13 protein-coding genes are annotated in these 15,984 nt (G+C 47.6%); 4 read left to right on the forward strand and 9 right to left on the reverse strand.

Annotation, left to right across the window (positions count from 1 at the left end; translation table 11 throughout):
- Positions 1-402: 402 nt before the first annotated feature.
- The gene (uvrB, locus tag ACE3K2_RS23195) at positions 403-2,394 is read right to left on the reverse strand and encodes an excinuclease ABC subunit UvrB (protein WP_091013102.1); all 1,992 of its coding nucleotides are present in this window, start codon (positions 2,392-2,394) and stop codon (positions 403-405) included.
- Positions 2,395-2,563: 169 nt separating this feature from the next.
- On the opposite strand from uvrB, the gene ACE3K2_RS23200 reads away from it, so the two are divergent.
- Together ACE3K2_RS23200 and ACE3K2_RS23205 are read left to right on the forward strand one after the other, a co-directional pair.
- Positions 2,564-3,361, forward strand: coding sequence for a flagellar motor protein (locus ACE3K2_RS23200; protein WP_315937686.1), 798 nt, complete (start codon positions 2,564-2,566; stop codon positions 3,359-3,361).
- Entirely contained in the window at positions 3,345-4,187 is an 843-nt protein-coding gene (locus tag ACE3K2_RS23205) for a flagellar motor protein MotB (RefSeq protein WP_421895613.1), read from the forward strand. Before ACE3K2_RS23200 ends, ACE3K2_RS23205 begins: the two co-directional genes overlap by 17 nt.
- Before the next feature lie 153 nt (positions 4,188-4,340).
- Here the strand turns inward: ACE3K2_RS23205 and ACE3K2_RS23210 are convergent, their stop codons facing one another.
- The 3 genes from ACE3K2_RS23210 to ACE3K2_RS23220 are packed head-to-tail and all read right to left on the reverse strand — an operon-like array spanning position 4,341 to position 7,656.
- Positions 4,341-5,519 carry an ABC transporter permease gene (locus ACE3K2_RS23210; protein WP_421895616.1) on the reverse strand — a complete coding sequence of 393 codons (1,179 nt, stop codon included), beginning with the start codon at positions 5,517-5,519 and terminating at the stop codon, positions 4,341-4,343.
- A complete protein-coding gene (locus tag ACE3K2_RS23215) occupies positions 5,512-6,708 on the reverse strand; it encodes an ABC transporter permease (protein ID WP_421895619.1) in 1,197 nt (398 codons plus the stop codon). The genes ACE3K2_RS23210 and ACE3K2_RS23215 overlap by 8 nt, the downstream gene beginning before the upstream one ends.
- A gap of 12 nt (positions 6,709-6,720) precedes the next feature.
- Complete coding sequence (locus tag ACE3K2_RS23220; RefSeq protein WP_421895621.1) at positions 6,721-7,656, reverse strand: ABC transporter ATP-binding protein; 936 nt, start codon at positions 7,654-7,656, stop codon at positions 6,721-6,723.
- 211 nt (positions 7,657-7,867) lie between these two features.
- Between ACE3K2_RS23220 and ACE3K2_RS23225 the strand changes: the two genes are divergently transcribed.
- Complete coding sequence (locus ACE3K2_RS23225) at positions 7,868-9,079, forward strand: sensor histidine kinase (RefSeq protein WP_421895624.1); 1,212 nt, start codon at positions 7,868-7,870, stop codon at positions 9,077-9,079.
- A 21-nt stretch (positions 9,080-9,100) separates the two neighbouring features.
- Positions 9,101-9,790: a response regulator transcription factor gene (locus ACE3K2_RS23230; RefSeq protein ID WP_421895627.1), complete on the forward strand. Its 690-nt coding sequence runs from the start codon at positions 9,101-9,103 to the stop codon at positions 9,788-9,790.
- Between the two features lie 90 nt (positions 9,791-9,880).
- On the opposite strand, the gene ACE3K2_RS23235 is transcribed toward ACE3K2_RS23230, so the two are convergent.
- The 5 genes from ACE3K2_RS23235 to ftsE all read right to left on the reverse strand — a co-directional run bounded on the left by ACE3K2_RS23235 (position 9,881) and on the right by ftsE (position 15,944).
- A complete protein-coding gene (locus ACE3K2_RS23235; protein ID WP_421895630.1) occupies positions 9,881-11,209 on the reverse strand; it encodes a PDZ domain-containing protein in 1,329 nt (442 codons plus the stop codon).
- 64 nt (positions 11,210-11,273) lie between these two features.
- Positions 11,274-12,746: a S41 family peptidase gene (locus tag ACE3K2_RS23240; protein WP_421895633.1), complete on the reverse strand. Its 1,473-nt coding sequence runs from the start codon at positions 12,744-12,746 to the stop codon at positions 11,274-11,276.
- Between the two features lie 135 nt (positions 12,747-12,881).
- Positions 12,882-14,162, reverse strand: a complete 1,281-nt coding sequence (locus tag ACE3K2_RS23245) for a murein hydrolase activator EnvC family protein (protein ID WP_307415923.1) — start codon at positions 14,160-14,162, stop codon at positions 12,882-12,884.
- Positions 14,163-14,350: 188 nt separating this feature from the next.
- Complete coding sequence (ftsX, locus tag ACE3K2_RS23250) at positions 14,351-15,268, reverse strand: permease-like cell division protein FtsX (protein WP_133386059.1); 918 nt, start codon at positions 15,266-15,268, stop codon at positions 14,351-14,353.
- A complete protein-coding gene (gene ftsE / locus ACE3K2_RS23255) occupies positions 15,258-15,944 on the reverse strand; it encodes a cell division ATP-binding protein FtsE (protein WP_024631580.1) in 687 nt (228 codons plus the stop codon). The genes ftsX and ftsE overlap by 11 nt, the downstream gene beginning before the upstream one ends.
- Positions 15,945-15,984: the final 40 nt, after the last annotated feature.

Here is a 15,984-nt window from a genome sequence, read left to right on the forward strand (position 1 = left end):
CTCCCGGCTTCGCCACGTTCGCGACAAGTCGCCATTGCCTTCGGCTCGGCTCCAAGGTCAAGAGCGGGACGCTCTCGGCTTCGCCCTGGTCGCGACAGGGTCGCCATTGCCTTTGGCTCGGCTCCAAGGTCAACACCCGGGTCACTCTCGGCTTCGCCACGTTCGCGGCAAGGCCGCCATTGCCTTCGGCTCGGCTCCCTGGGGACACAACTCCCAATTGCTTTCCTATAAACCTTTTAACCAATTTCAACATTTCTATCAGTATAGACCTGAATTCAAGATTTCAACATCTCTTATTATTCGGTAGATATCAACGAATTCCTTACTCAACAAGAGAACGGCCAATTGGCCGTTCTCTTGTTACAGATCCATCTTTACTGGAGCATATGAATGAGCTGTATCTTATTCAGCGCGAAGTTCCAGCAACGCATCGCGAAGCTCGGCAGCACGTTCAAACTGCAGGTTTTTGGCTGCATCTTTCATCTCTACCTCTAGGCGCTGAATAAGCGCCTGGCGATCTTTCTTCGACATCTTCTCGGCAGCGCCTGTGAGATAGTCTTTCTTGGATTCGGCAACTTTGGTTGCCTCAATCACATCACGCACTTTTTTGCGAATCGTCTGTGGTGTAATGCCATGCTTCTCGTTGTACTCGATTTGAATCGCTCGACGACGTTCTGTTTCCTTTATCGCCTTATCCATCGAATCCGTCACTTTATCACCGTATAGAATAACGCGCCCCTCGCTGTTCCGTGCTGCACGACCAATCGTTTGGATCAGTGAGCGTTCGGAACGCAGGAATCCTTCCTTATCGGCATCCAGTATAGCTACGAGGGATACTTCGGGCAGATCGAGACCTTCCCGGAGCAAGTTGATTCCGATTAGGACATGGAAAACGCCCAACCTTAAATCACGTAAAATCGCCATCCGTTCCAACGTTTTGATCTCGGAGTGCAGATAACGAACCTTGATTCCAACTTCCTTCAGATAATCCGTCAGATCTTCGGACATCTTCTTCGTTAATGTGGTAATCAACACACGCTCATCTTTGGCAATCCGGTCGTTAATCTCACCGATCAAGTCATCGATCTGTCCCTTCGTTGGACGCAGTTCAATAATTGGATCAAGCAGGCCGGTTGGACGGATAATCTGTTGCACCATCGTATCGGTATGCTCAATCTCATACGGGCCCGGTGTGGCCGATACATAGATAATCTGATCCATCTTGCCTTCGAACTCTTCGAATTTGAGCGGACGATTATCCAGCGCTGACGGCAGGCGGAAACCATGTTCAACCAATACCGTCTTCCGCGCTTGGTCACCATTGTACATCGCACGGATTTGTGGCAAAGTCACGTGAGACTCATCGACCACGATCAACATGTCATCCGGGAAGTAATCCATCAGTGTGTATGGGGTATCACCGCGTTCGCGGAAAGTCAACGGACCGGAATAGTTCTCAATCCCCGAACAGAATCCAACTTCCTTCATCATCTCGATATCGTAACGTGTGCGCTGCTCCAGTCGCTGAGCCTCCAGCAGTTTCCCTTGTTCACGCAGCACTTCAAGACGTTCCTCCAGTTCACGCTCAATGTTCACCAGCGCAACCTTCATCGTCTCTTCTTGTGTTACGAAGTGAGATGCCGGGAAGATGGCAATATGTTCACGTTCGCCAATCAGTTCTCCGGTTAACACATCAATCTCCGTAATTTTCTCGATCTCATCACCGAACAATTCAACCCGAATTGCATGTTCACCCTTGGAGGCAGGGAATATCTCCACAACATCCCCACGGACACGGAACGTCCCTCGCACAAAGTTAATATCGTTCCGCTGATACTGGATCTCTACCAGACGGGACAAAATCTGATTGCGCGGTTTCTCCATGCCTACCCGAAGGGACAGCAACATGCTTGAATACGAGTGTGGCGAACCCAAACCATAAATGCAGGATACACTCGCTACAATAATGACGTCCCTGCGCTCAAACAACGAACTTGTCGCTGCGTGCCGCAGTTTGTCGATCTCTTCATTAATACTTGAATCCTTCTCGATATACGTATCGGAGGACGGAATATATGCTTCTGGCTGAAAATAATCGTAATAACTGACGAAATACTCAACCATGTTATTAGGGAAAAAATCTTTGAACTCACTTGCAAGCTGCGCTGCCAACGTCTTGTTGTGTGCAATAATCAGCGTTGGACGTTGCAATTGGGCTATCGTCTGGGCTATCGTAAACGTCTTACCCGTACCCGTCGCACCCAGCAGTGTCTGGTACCTCTTCCCCTCCTGAACACCCTTCACCAATTCTTTAATGGCTGCAGGCTGATCACCTTGGGGAGAAAACTCTGATTCGATTTCGAACGTTTTGTCGCTCATTATAATATCGCTCATTGCCGTATCTCACCCTATCGTCTAAAATAATAGTCACTATATATTGTCGAAGTTCCCCGAATTTTCATATGGGAAAACTTATAGTAATAGGAATATTTGTTCCCGTTTAATTATACCTCGTTCGTTTTAGTGATGCAAACGTGAAATGAAGATAGGAGTGGGTTAATTTATGGATATTGCGACACTTATCGGTATTATTGCCGGAATTGCCGCAGTCATTAGCGGTTTTTTGTGGGAAGGCGGCCAATTGTCCGGTCTCCTGCAAAAAACGGCTGCTTTAATTGTATTCGGTGGAACAATTGCTGCTGTGGTTGCCAGTTTCCCGGCGCATCGCCTTCGTACGATTCCAGCTGCCCTGCGTATGGCTTTTGGACGTCACAATAATGAATCAGGCTTGTGGGTTGAAGAATTGGTCGAGATGTCTTCGATCGCACGCCGCTCAGGTGTGCTTGCACTGGAACGCAAAGTTATGGATCATCCGCATCCATTTTTACAAGACGGTATTCAGATGGTTGTTGATGGTACCGATCAGGATGTGGTTCGCCAGATCCTGGAGATGGAGATTGACTCTATTGAACAAAAACATGAGGGCTATGCCAAAATTTTCGAATCTGCTGGTGGTTATGCCCCAACCATGGGAATCATCGGGACCGTGATGGGACTTATTCAGGTCCTCGGCAGTTTGACCGATCCCACCGGACTCGGACCTGCCATCGCTGTTGCCTTTACTGCAACCCTGTATGGGGTCGCCAGTGCCAATCTTATCTTTTTGCCCATTGCCTCCAAGATCAAATCCAGAGGTGCCGACGAAGTGCAGACCATGGAAATGCTTCTCGAAGGTGTACTTGCCATTCAGAACGGTGAGAATCCCCAGCTTGTACGCAAAAGACTGGAATCTTTCACCCTCACGCATCGTCAGCATATACGCCCCCTAGCAAAGGAGGGATTGGATGAGTCGGCGCAGTAAACGGCGCGGAAAACGTGAAACGATCGATCATCGGGATCGCTGGATGATTACTTATGCTGATCTCATCACTTTGCTTCTGATCTTTTTTGTCATCATGTATGCCATGAGCAATCTGGATTCTGGTAAATATGACGTCGTTACGCAATCGTTACAAAATACATTTAATTCATCCGACTCGATCCTTGAGCTGGGTGAGGGACTTGGTGAGAAGCCTGGTCAAACGATTACAGAGACTCCGCCATCCGGAATTCAAGGTGAAGATTCTTCAAAAGGTGAAGGAAACCCTTCCGATTCCGGAACTGCAACGCCAGACGATGATGACCAGCCCCTCACGGAACGGGAAGAACAATTCAGATCACAGGAACAGGAATTGCAAAATCTGTTCAATGTGATTACCCAATATATCGAGGATAATAAACTGGAAAATCAGATTTTTGTTGCGGACAAGCCGCAGGGCCTATCCATTACACTTAGTGACCGCTTCCTGTTTGATCAGGGACAGGCCGCTCTAAAGGACGGTGCAGCGCCAACACTCAGTAAACTTGCCAGCCTGTTCCGTGATCTGAATACCGTTGTCAGTATTGAGGGTCATACGGATAATGTTCCTGTCGGAGCAAACTCCGCCTATACCGATAACTGGCAGCTTTCCGGGGAACGTGCACTGTCTGTATTGCGATTCTTTCTCGATACAGAGAAGCTTAACCCGGACGGATTCCAGTATGCCGGATATGCGGATACTCGCCCAACGGGTGACAACACCACAGCAGCCGGAAGACAAAAGAACCGTCGGGTGGAAATAACGGTCCTGCGTCAACTCCAACCCTAGTCAGCAATATCTCGCGTAATGCATCATTAACACTTTTCATTTTTCATTTTAAACAAAAAGCACGTACTTCCTGAATCAAACTCAGGTAGTACGTGCTTTTTATTACCCTTTTAGAGTGAGACTAGCACTCCAAAACTTCTCTTGATCTATAGCTTATGCCTCTACTCCTGGCTGGCTAGGACGCAGAATTGCAGAGCCTACAGTCAGCAAAATGGCAGCCATGCCAAACAAAATTAATAATGGCAGTGTAATATCTGATAACGTACCGCCAGCCGAGATTGTCTCCACCGCCTGAATCGCCCATTTCTGCGGAACAAAGTTGGCAAGCTTTTGCATATAATCAGGCATTAATGAGATTGGCCAGAAACAACCCCCTATCATGCAGGTTGGCATAATGACAAGTGAATTGAGCATATTCGCATTTTTCGGATTACGGATTAATCCTGCCACGGTACTTGCGAGCCCCATGGAGACCAGCATGAATGCTGCCAAGATGATGAAATGAATACCAAAAGGAATACCGGCATCATAATGTATCAGCCACCTGCTGACTCCCAGTACAATCACAATCTGAATCATACCAATGACAAAGCTGCCCAGGAAATTACCAAGCGCAATCTCATAGGCACGGACAGGTGCCGTATATACTCTGGCCATGGTACGTTTCCTGCGATCTTCCATGATCACCGCCACTGCACTGGTCAGCAGACCCATCATAAACATGATCGTAAATCCAGTCACATTGCTCAGGCCTGTCTTGGGATAGATCTGCAGAGCGGTGACTTCACCAGCTACCTGATGCTTTCCCATTTCCTGTAAAAGCTGTTCAAATCGCTTCTGTATACTCGATAGTTTATCAGTCTCACTTGAGACAGGCCCTGCCGCCACCTTAACAGCTGAAGCAGACTGTTGCAATCCGCTCGTCAAACCTTCAACTGCTGCTCGCAGTGTGTAGGATGCTTCGCTGATCCGCAGCTCCACCAGTTGAATGTCGGTTGCCTTGCCTTGTAAAAGATCTTCCGTATAGCCCTCCGGAATAATGATGCCTGAAGTGCCTTTTTGCTGAGCGATGGCTTCCTTCACTTCTGCTTCGTTAGTCATCGGCTTGAGCAGATACTCCTCTTTGCCAGCAAGTTCTTGAATCATCCATGCTCCTGCTGCCCCTCCATCTTCATTGACATAGGGAATAATAGTACGTGCACTCTGCTCGTTTCCAAAAAGAGCAACCGCCCCTGTAACCACCAGGCAAGGCAGAAGTAGAAACGTAATGAAGCCCATTTTACGGCCAAGTGTACGTCTGATCATCAACCAGGCGATGTGTAGACTATTCATACCGGTATCCTGCCTTTCTATAGATTAATCCTGAGATAGCCAGTAATACAGCACATACCACGCCTAACATCAGAATGCTATATACAATCTCGCTTACAGGTGCATCCAGCATCATTCGCAGAAAACTCTGGAGCGCCCAGTGGTTAACCGTAAATTGGCTAAGTCGTTGTACAAAATCAATCGGAATAGGCATGAAACCTCCGCTGATAAATGTCATGGCAACGATGATACCTTGAAGGGCTGCACTGGCCGATGCCGTACTTTTGCATACCAATGCCACGATTACACCAAGGGTCATGGACGCCAATGTGATTCCTACACAAGTCAGCACAATATACCAAGGATGCGTTCCCCAATCTACACCGTAGAACCAATACGTCATTAGTATAATCGTTGTTGCTTGTAAAAAAGCGAGCAGACTATTTCCTGCAATTTTGCCAGCGAAAATAACTCCATTACCTATCGGCGCAGCCTGAAGGCGGATCAACGTTCGGTTATCCCGCTCTCCAAAAAGGCTGCTACTTGTTGTCATACCCGAGTACAACATAAACATGGCCAGCATGGATGCGGCATAGTATTGAGAAGCGCTGTAGGCTGTGCCTGTTTTTCCGGGATTGACGACAGTTATGGAAGTGGAATTCGCGGTACCAGACTCCGAATAAGAGGCCATGGCAGCAATCACTTCCGGACCTAGCACTTTCGTCATCGCCATCTGTCGGTTCCATTCATCCGTAAATCGGGTGAACAAAGTTTCACCCAAGGTATTAAGCGTGCTGTCCTTTCCTCGTATCCACTGTAACCTGGCCTCTTTCCCCATCATCACGTTTTGTTCAAAATCCGAAGGAATCATTACAGCAAAGTCGAGCTTACCGGTACGCAATGAATGGACCGCCTCTTCTTCTGTCTTAAAGTTCTGCACCTTGACCATCTCAGCCACCGCCGGGGAATTCACAAATGTATCCAACGCTTGATTAACCCTATTGGAACCGCTGCCTGATTCAGTACTTAATTGGACGATTCCCACACGTACAGTATCTGGAATAACATCATTCGCCGTCCCCATCGTACTGGAAAGGGCTGTGCCCAATATAAAGATCAGTAACAAGGGCAGGATGAACAGGTTCAATACCACAGATCGAATCTTAAGAATACGTCTTAATTCAAAGATGCAAATATGCCATATATTCATCTCTTGCTCCCCCTAGTCCCGAAGCGTACGCCCGGTCAGATTGAGGAACAATGTTTCCAGATCAGGCTCTTCGACCTTGAGTGATTGAATGGATATCTCATGTTTGCTGCAAATGAAGAGCAGATCCTGGAGATCCTGCTGTGCCGAAGGCAGCGTAATGGTCAGTGTATTCTCTGAAACGTCTACCGACCGCACGCGAGGGTGAAGTTTCAGTTCTTCCACAACGTCGGCATCGATGCCGGAAGTGGAGAGCACTACTTTTTCCTCCGATGCTACCCGTTCTCTCAGCTCTGCTTCAGTTCCACAGGCAATGATTCGTCCCTGGTCCATAATCGCAACCCGGTGACTAATCGCCGCCACTTCCTCCATATAATGACTTGTATATATAATGGTTGAACCCATCTTGTTAAGTGTACGTACGGATTCCAAAATATGATTCCGAGATTGCGGATCAATGCCAACGGTCGGTTCATCCATAATAATGAGATCCGGGCGATGTGTAATTGCACATGCGATGTTTAACCTGCGTTTCATACCACCAGAAAAGGTCGAGGGAGCATCCTTGGCTTTATCCTGTAACCCTACAAATTCAAGAGACTCCTGCACTCTTTCCTTCAGTAATTTCCCGCGCAGTCCATACAGTCTGGCAAAAAAAGTTACATTCTCCGCAGCCGTCATCGTTTCGTATAAAGCCAGATCCTGCGGTACCAATCCAATTTTGCGTTTCACTTCAAGTGGCCGCTCCTTGACCGATATCCCATCTAACCTGATTTCACCCTGATCCATGTTCAGAAGCCCGGCAATCATACTGATGGTGGTACTTTTGCCTGCTCCATTGGGACCGAGCAATCCAAAAATCTCGCCTTTGCCAACACTCAGGTTCAAATGATCCACGGACAGCCTGCTGCCATATCGTTTCACAACATGATCCACTTCAAGTATACCCATCCCTTTTACGCCCCTCTTCCGTTTCGGCTACCGCCGCTGGATTTCATAATTGTATTGTAACGGATCGCAATCTGTAGCGAAGGTACAAAAAGTCATGAATCAAAGGTGACTTAAGTCATCTCCTGATTCGAATGCTGCTTATGATATAATCAAGGGCGCATTACCGAGAGATTTTCTACTCCACTTTTTATATAAAGGATGTCACAACCCTATGCCGATGCGGTTTCTGCAATACGGATTAATTATCGTTCCAGCAGTACTGTACATGTTGATGCTGCCCTTGGAAAACGAAGCCGTCTACACCCTGTATATCATCATCGCGCTTGGACTCTCCGTATGGAAAGATTTCAACCGTTCAAGTACACAGCAGTGGCTGTTACTTCTGGCCGAAATACTCTGGAGCTGTTGGCTAATCGCTTCGTATGGACCAATCCTGGTATTCCTCTCGCTATCCGTGCTCTACGTGTATATATACAGACTTGAGGGAAGCCGGAGGTGGTTGATTTTTGCAATTCAGCTTCTCGCAAGTAATGTCGCTTTGGGGTGGTATTATTCGGTGCCACAGATACCGCAGCCGGGGTTGACCACACTAAATACAGCCGCCACTACATTATTCTCCGCAGAGACAACAGCGATGGTTCTTGGCAACCTGCTTCTGCTCATTACAGCGGCTCTGTCCTGGCAGGGATCAAGAACGGCGAGTAGCCGCGGACAACTGGAACAAGTCTATGACGAGCTCCGCAGTAAACATTACGAGCTACAAGAAGCGCGCGAACAGCTGCTACTATTTACAAAGCAACTTGAAGGAGTAGCTCAGGCAGAGGAACGCACACGTATCTCCAGACAGCTTCATGATGATATCGGACACCGAATGATTCGCACCAAAATGATGTCGGAAGCCGCTTTGCTGACCCTCCCCCTGAATATGGAACAAGGAACGGAAATGGTGAGACAGATTCGCGATCAATTGGCCACCAGTATGGATGATATGCGCAGCACACTGCACAAACTGCAACCCAACTCCTATGCATCCGAAGCCTACGCGCTGGATCGTCTCCTAGAGGAATTCGGTAGAGACACCGGCGTGAAGACAAATTATGAAGTTCATGGCCCATCTCATGCGCTGTATCCCAGCATACAAATCGTTTTATTCAAAAATGCCAAAGAAGCCCTGACCAATGCAATGCGACACGGAAATGCTTCTTCGATCACAGTGGAATTGGTATTCGGTGATCAGGAAGTCTGTATGAGCGTAAGTAATGATGGCATAATCAATCCCCATTCCACTAAGGGAAGAGGCATAGGACAGGAAGGCATGCGTCTGCGTACACAAATGGTGGAGGGAACCTTGGAGATCCAATCAGCTTTTCCATATACAGTGATTACACGCATTCCAATACCGAACCAGATGGATATACTTTGAAAAAAGGAAGTGAATGTGCTCATGTCCGAATTGAATGATGTGAACAACAAGCATGATTCAGCCCAGCCCCCACTTATTCGGCTGATTATCGCGGACGATGACTACTTCATTCGCGAAAGTCTTAAAGTTCTGCTCGGACTGGGCTCCGGCATTAGCGTTACAGGCACAGCCTCAAATGGACAGGAAGCTTTGGAACTGCTTGAAGCAGGAACGCCTGTGGACGTTGTGTTGATGGATATTCGGATGCCGGAATGTGACGGTGTCGAAGGTACTGGGCTGATCAAGGCACGTTTTCCTGAAATTCAGGTGCTCATGCTGACGACGTTTGACGACGATGAGTATATCATTCAGGCATTACAGAATGGAGCAAGCGGTTATTTGCTTAAAAATGTGCCGCCTGAACGGATTATTCAAGGCATCAAGACCGTACATAACGGTGATATGTTAATTCATCCGGATATTGCCCGCAAATTGGCAGGTCTTCTTCGTCCTGCTGCTGTTCCCCAGACACAGCATTCAATCGAATCCTACGGACTAACTCGTATGGAGCTGGCGGTTGCCGAGGCCATATCGGAGGGATTATCCAATAAGGAAATTGCCGCCAAACTGTTCCTCAGTGAAGGCACAGTCAAAAACTACGTCACGGATATTCTTGGCAAGCTAAACTTGCGTGATCGGACCCAAATCGCCATTTTTATGTTGAAAAAATAACAAAAAGGTATTTCCATTGCCTGTGACGGCACTTGGAAATACCTTTTTCATTGTTGTGTTTATGCAACATACTTCATCACGTATGTTTAGTTACATCTCCACGGACCCTTTATCACTGGCCACAGGGGCTGGCGGTAACGCCAATGGGGCTTCGTCCCTTTGTGGTTTTTTCAAGCGGGCAAGCAATTTGAGGTTGATGATATGGAACAGCGTCAGTGGACGTAACCGAATCGCCCAGACCTCGTGATTGTCCGGTGCCATAATGACTCCAAGCTGATGATGCTCCCCTTCGTATATCGCTCGTTGCATGAACTTGCTTTCCCCCTGATGATTGCGTACTTCAAGCTTGCAAAAAGCCGGGTTCATCCGCAAAGCGCGATGCAACTCTTCCGGCGAATGAACCAGCTTACCATTCACCTTGTATAATGTCTCTCCTGCTTCAATCCCCAAATCTGCAGCAGGACTCTCCGGAATAACAGCCAATACTTTTAACCCATGCTGCGGATGGACAAATACCGGACTGCGGTTTTGCTCTTCAAACGCGCTGTACCATACCAGAAACTCATGCCCAACAAATGCAATCAGCGCAGCAACCACCATGATTGGAGACCACCATGCAGCAAGCAAACTGAATACCAGCAAGGTTGTCCCATATAACATCAACCGTTTGGACGAGATCTGTACTTTCCGTCCTGGCAGCATACTCTGCGTTATTTCACCAAATCCGAGCATGATGGGCAATGCAAACAGCATATAACTCTGACCTGCATTCATGAGTGGATTCCATGCCAGCTCCGCGCCACCTCCTGTGACCGGCACAAGAACCAGTAAGGGAATGGCCCAGTACTGTTGCAGTTGATATCCACCAACCAGTTTCCCGCGTTTTCCCTCGAAGAGAAGCGGTGATGCCATCGATACCCCCTGCATGCGTACCAACAGGGCCTCACCCATATGTAGAAGGGCCGCCAAGACAAGCAGGGCAGGCATGTCCAGAGCACGTAGCGTCTCCGTTATACTCCCGATCCAGCCCGATGGTTGCCAGCCTGAAGCCAGATTCAAACCAAATTGCAGCACGCCCAGTAACCCGGCTGCGTAGGCAAAACACAGATACCGGATACGAAACAAGGATAGAATTAACGTTGCAGCCCATATGCATATCAGGCTTCCCAGTGTAAGATGTGCACCGAGGAATAGGGAGACAATCGAGACGATGGTACCAATGAGTATGCCTCCGAGCACGGCACGAATCGTCTGTGTTATTGAGCTTTGCAAACGAACATGGAACAATTTACGCTCCTGCAGTAACTGACGATGATAAATGAGCGCAATCAGGATCACCGCAATATAATAAAACGGCTGAATAAACAACTGCAACAATGCTTCGCCTAATGTAGTCAACCACGGCCATACCCATTCCATTGTGGCTCTTCACCCCTCTCTTTCAGCCGGTTCAGAAAAAAAGAAGGCTGAAAATCAGCCTTCTTTATGGCTTCGACACAGCGGACGAAATATCCTTTGAGACATTTTCGATCGCGCGTTTCAGCTGTGCATCATATTGAGGATTGGCAATACGTTCAATCAGAGCCGCTTCCAGTGATTCAGCGGTTTTCTCGTCAATCTGGCCTGTAGCCTGAATGCCTTTTTGCTTCTGGAATGCCTTGACCGCTTCTTCTGTCTTCTGGTCGTAGTATCCGTCCACACGATCCGGTTTGAAATCGAGTCCTCTCAGCATCGTCTGCGCACTTTTCACATCCGTGCTATTGCTGTCATATTTAAGTGGTAACTTCTCTTTGTTAATCGGTGCCACCGAAAAATAATCCGGTTGGTCTACCGCAATATCCGGTTTGATTCCTTTTTCATGAATCCAGTCCCCGTTTGGAGTGAGCCACTTGGCAATGGTGATCTTCAGCAAGCTGCCGTCACCCATCTGTTTGTCATAACTCGTCTGTACGGTTCCTTTACCAAAGGAATTCTCACCAATCAACTTCGCACCTGCTGACTGTTGCAATGCACCGGCCAGAATCTCCGACGCACTCGCACTGCCTTTGTTCATCAGGACTGTGACTGGATAAGCTTTGGCTGATCCATTGGATTTGCTTTGTTCCTTTTTGCCATTCTTGTCTTCAACTTGCACAATAACCTTGCCTTTAGGAACGAATTGTTCCGCAATATCAATAACAACTTGCAGGACACCGCCCGGGTCATTCCGTACGTCGATGACGAGACCTTTCATATTCTGCTTCTCAAGCTTCGCCAACTCTTCCTTGAAGCGATCGCCTGTGTTCAAAGAGAATTGAGTAATGGCAATAACGCCAATGCCGCCTTCCTCCATGTGAGCATATACGGTCTCCAGATCAATATCATCCCGCACAATAACAAATTCAATCAGTTCAGAAGATCCAGCACGTTTCACTTGTACCTTTGCTTCACTGCCTTTAGGACCTCTGATTTTGTTAACAGCCTTGTTCAGTTCCAAACCTTGCAGCGATTCTCCGTTAACAGACATAATCATGTCTTTAGCACGAATACCCGCTTTCTCGGCAGGTGATCCTTTGATTGGGGAAACAACAACGACGTTTCCATCCTGGGAGGATACCTCTGCGCCAATACCGGTAAATGAACCTTCGATCGACTCTTCAAACTGAGCAGCCGTTTCCTGCCCCATATAGTTGGAGTACGGATCACCAAGGGATTCCATCATGCCGTTGATCGCACCGTCAATCAATTTGGTCTGATCCACGTCTTTATAGTAGTTGCTTGAGATTAAATCCATCGCGGTTTCAATCTTCTTCAAGTCGTTCTTCTGCTGCGTATTGCCGGTTACACTGGCCAGCAAACCTTCGCCCGCTGTGGTCTGGCTCCCTATTCCCGGGTAAGTCATTAATACCAGGGTTAGCAAACTACCGCCAAGCAGACCCACAATGACAAGCAGTAGCGCCGATCTTTTCTTCATCATCCGTTTGTCACCGCCTTTCGTTTTGAAGCGTGTCAGAATCCATTGTTGCCAGATTCCACTCCCTGAACATGCCAGCTTAGTATATGTCTAGCTTGTACGGAATATGTTTTTTCCATTCGGTCTATAGAGCAATAATTACAAATAGTTCATCGGATTTACCGCGGTACCGTTATCTCGTACTTCAAAGTGCAAGTGAGGTCCCGTGGAGTTTCCTGTATTTCCTGACTCAGCAATGGTATCCCCTTTGCTTACCGTGTCTCCCTTGCTGACTTTGAATCCACCTTCACGCAAGTGACCATATAACGTCCATAATCCACCGCCATGATCCACAATAACCGTATAACCATAACCGCTATACCATTCAGCCATGATCACGATTCCGCCTGAAGCAGCGTGAACTGAAGTTCCCTGAGGAACAGCAAAATCGACACCGGCATGCATTTTACCCACTACACCCGTAATTGGGTGAGTACGGGGACCGAATCCAGAAGAAATACGTCCTCCAGATACCGGTCTTGAGAAGATACCATTACCGGATGAATACGTGACCTCACTGCTGCTATCCGAGCTGACTCTGGTTGGTGTCTTGGCTGCTGCTTTCGCACGGGCAGCTGCTGCGGCTTTAGCTTTGGCTGCGGCTGCCGCCTGCTGTTCACGTAATTTATTTTTCTCTTGAAGAAGTGCCGATCGTTTGCTGGCAATCTGCATCAGTACGTCTTCCTGCTCTTGTGTCAACTCTTCTGACTCTTCGATTTTAGCATCATATGAAGCGAGAAGCACTTGCTTTTCCGCTTCTTTTTCATTCAATTGGGATTTACGCTGTTTCTTCTGTGCATACAGACTCTTGGCTTCCGCATATTGCACATCCAATTCTGCCTTTTTGTCCACGACAAGTTGCTTGTCCGCTTTGTGCTCATCCAGCAGATGCTGATCCTGATCCACAATCGTTTTGAGGGAATCCGCACGAGTCAGAAAGTCAGTGAAGCTGGTAGAGGACAACAATACATCCAGATAGGACACAGCACCGTCCGTGTACATCAGGCGTACACGTGACTCCAAAAGTTTCTCCCTTGCAACAATGCGTTCTTCTGCCGCTTGCAGATCTTTTTTCGTTGTACGGAGATCCTCCTCCGTGTTCTCGATCTGCAAAGATACACTGGCCAGTTCATCACTAACGACATTGATCTGTTCCATAACAACCTTCAGATAAGCGTTGGTTTTGTTCTTGTAATGCTGCGCTTCCTTTTTGTTGGAAGCCGCCTTTTTTTGCTCCTGCTTGGCAGAAGCAGCCTTGCTCTCCAGTTGCTGAATCTGTTGGTCAATATCGCTGATGCTGCTCTTGGCATATCCGTCAGAAGGTTGAAGCGTCAAACTGGCCAATAACGTAAAGGCCAGCAGCGAAGCAGTTTTTTTCAAAATGATGATCCCCCATCCTATGATTTCACAAGAAAGCAACCTGCACAGGTGGTGAACAGCATGTTCTTTGCTTTCTTCAATCTTAAAAGACTCCGTCTTCCCTACATATCGTCAAACAGTGTCCATTAATGAACCTGCTTTGTCATTCTTTTCGACATATTCTGCAATTCGATCGTTGAAAACAACATTTAAACGTTGAGTGATTTCCGAATGGACAGTGTACTTCCCAAAATACCTACCAGCACACCCAGTCCGATCAACAATGTCCCAAACAGCAGCCAGATTTCGCTGAGCGGAATCAAGTTAAGCATCTGCATGAAGACATCCTGACCAATCGTGGCCATCAACTGGCTATATCCAACAAACAGCACCCCAACCGTAATGACCGAGCCAATAAATCCAATGAGTGCACCTTCAATAAAGAAAGGCCAACGAATAAAGGTGTTGGTTGCTCCGACCAACTTCATAATACCGATCTCCCGGCGACGTGCCAGAATCGTTACGCGAATCGTATTTGAGATCAGGAACATGGACATGAGACCCAGTCCCCCAACAAAAATAAATCCGATGTTACGAACAAGTTTCGTAAATTTGAACAACACTTCCACCGTTTCCTTGCCATAGTTCACTTTCATGATCGGCTTCTCCGGGTGTTTTTCGTTCAAAGCTTCGATTTTTTGCGCCACAAAAGTGACGGTTTCCGGTTCAATGACCTCAACTTCAATGGTCTCCGGCAGTGGGTTGTTGTCCACATCGAAACCGCTAAGCACGTTATCTGCACTCTCTCCAAGACGCTCACGGAACTCCTTGAGTCCTTCTTCCTTGGAAACAAAACGAATCTCACTTACTTCAGGCATCGCGCTGATTTCTTGCTCCAATGTGTTACGCAGGTTCTCGTCCACATTCAGTTCGAGGAACGTGCTGATCTCCACCTGACTATCAACCTGATTCGCCATGGAGTTCACATTAAGCACCAGTAGCATAAACACACCCAGAATCAACAGCGACACAATGATGGACATGATGGAGGCCACAGACATCCAGCCGTTGCGGAATACGTTTTTGAATCCCTCCCGCAGATGGCGCAAGAGAGTACTAAAATTCATAACCGTATTCCCCTCTCATCTGATCCCGTACAATCTGCCCACGTTCAATCGCGATGACCCGTTTACGCATCGTATTCACGATATCTTTATTGTGGGTTGCCATAACAATGGTTGTCCCCCGGAAATTAATCTCATCCAGCAGTTGCATAATGCCCCATGACGTCTCCGGATCGAGGTTACCTGTAGGCTCATCCGCGATAATAACCGATGGGTTATTGACGATCGCCCGTGCAATGGCAATACGTTGCTGTTCCCCGCCCGAGAGCTGTGAAGGTTCACGATTGGCCTTGCTGCGCAGTCCCACCAAGTCGAGTACTTCCATCACCCGTTTCTTGATATGACGCTTCGGTGCTTCAATAACTTCCATGGCAAATGCCACATTCTCAAATGCTGTCATCCGTGGCAGCAGACGAAAATCCTGGAACACAACGCCGATGTTACGGCGTACATAAGGAATCTTTCTTGGCTTCAACTTACCAATATTAAATCCGTTAATGGATATTTGTCCTTTGGTCGGAACTTCTTCTCTGTACATCAATTTCATAAATGTCGATTTGCCTGCGCCGGACGGACCAACGATATAGACAAATTCATTGCGGTCGATCTTCACCGACACCCCTTGTAATGCGTGGGTACCATTGGCATAGGTCTTCCACACGTCCTGCATTTCTATCACATCATCACTTCCTGCTCACATAGTTAGCCATTATCATTTC

It is taken from the genome of Paenibacillus sp. (assembly GCF_048976745.1).
Taxonomy (GTDB): Bacteria; Bacillota; Bacilli; order Paenibacillales; family Paenibacillaceae; genus Paenibacillus.

Excerpts from the sequence above, each read along its gene's own strand:
- ACE3K2_RS23215 (WP_421895619.1), bottom strand. The coding sequence starts at position 6,708 with ATGAATATATGGCATATTTGCATCTTTGAATTAAGACGTATTCTTAAG.
- ACE3K2_RS23240 (WP_421895633.1), bottom strand. The coding sequence starts at position 12,746 with ATGATGAAGAAAAGATCGGCGCTACTGCTTGTCATTGTGGGTCTGCTT.
- ACE3K2_RS23210 (WP_421895616.1), bottom strand. The coding sequence starts at position 5,519 with ATGAATAGTCTACACATCGCCTGGTTGATGATCAGACGTACACTTGGC.
- ACE3K2_RS23200 (WP_315937686.1), top strand. The coding sequence starts at position 2,564 with ATGGATATTGCGACACTTATCGGTATTATTGCCGGAATTGCCGCAGTC.
- uvrB (WP_091013102.1), bottom strand. The coding sequence starts at position 2,394 with ATGAGCGATATTATAATGAGCGACAAAACGTTCGAAATCGAATCAGAG.
- ftsX (WP_133386059.1), bottom strand. The coding sequence starts at position 15,268 with ATGAATTTTAGTACTCTCTTGCGCCATCTGCGGGAGGGATTCAAAAAC.
- ACE3K2_RS23225 (WP_421895624.1), top strand. The coding sequence starts at position 7,868 with ATGCCGATGCGGTTTCTGCAATACGGATTAATTATCGTTCCAGCAGTA.
- ACE3K2_RS23205 (WP_421895613.1), top strand. The coding sequence starts at position 3,345 with ATGAGTCGGCGCAGTAAACGGCGCGGAAAACGTGAAACGATCGATCAT.
- ACE3K2_RS23230 (WP_421895627.1), top strand. The coding sequence starts at position 9,101 with ATGTCCGAATTGAATGATGTGAACAACAAGCATGATTCAGCCCAGCCC.
- ACE3K2_RS23220 (WP_421895621.1), bottom strand. The coding sequence starts at position 7,656 with ATGGGTATACTTGAAGTGGATCATGTTGTGAAACGATATGGCAGCAGG.
- ACE3K2_RS23235 (WP_421895630.1), bottom strand. The coding sequence starts at position 11,209 with ATGGAATGGGTATGGCCGTGGTTGACTACATTAGGCGAAGCATTGTTG.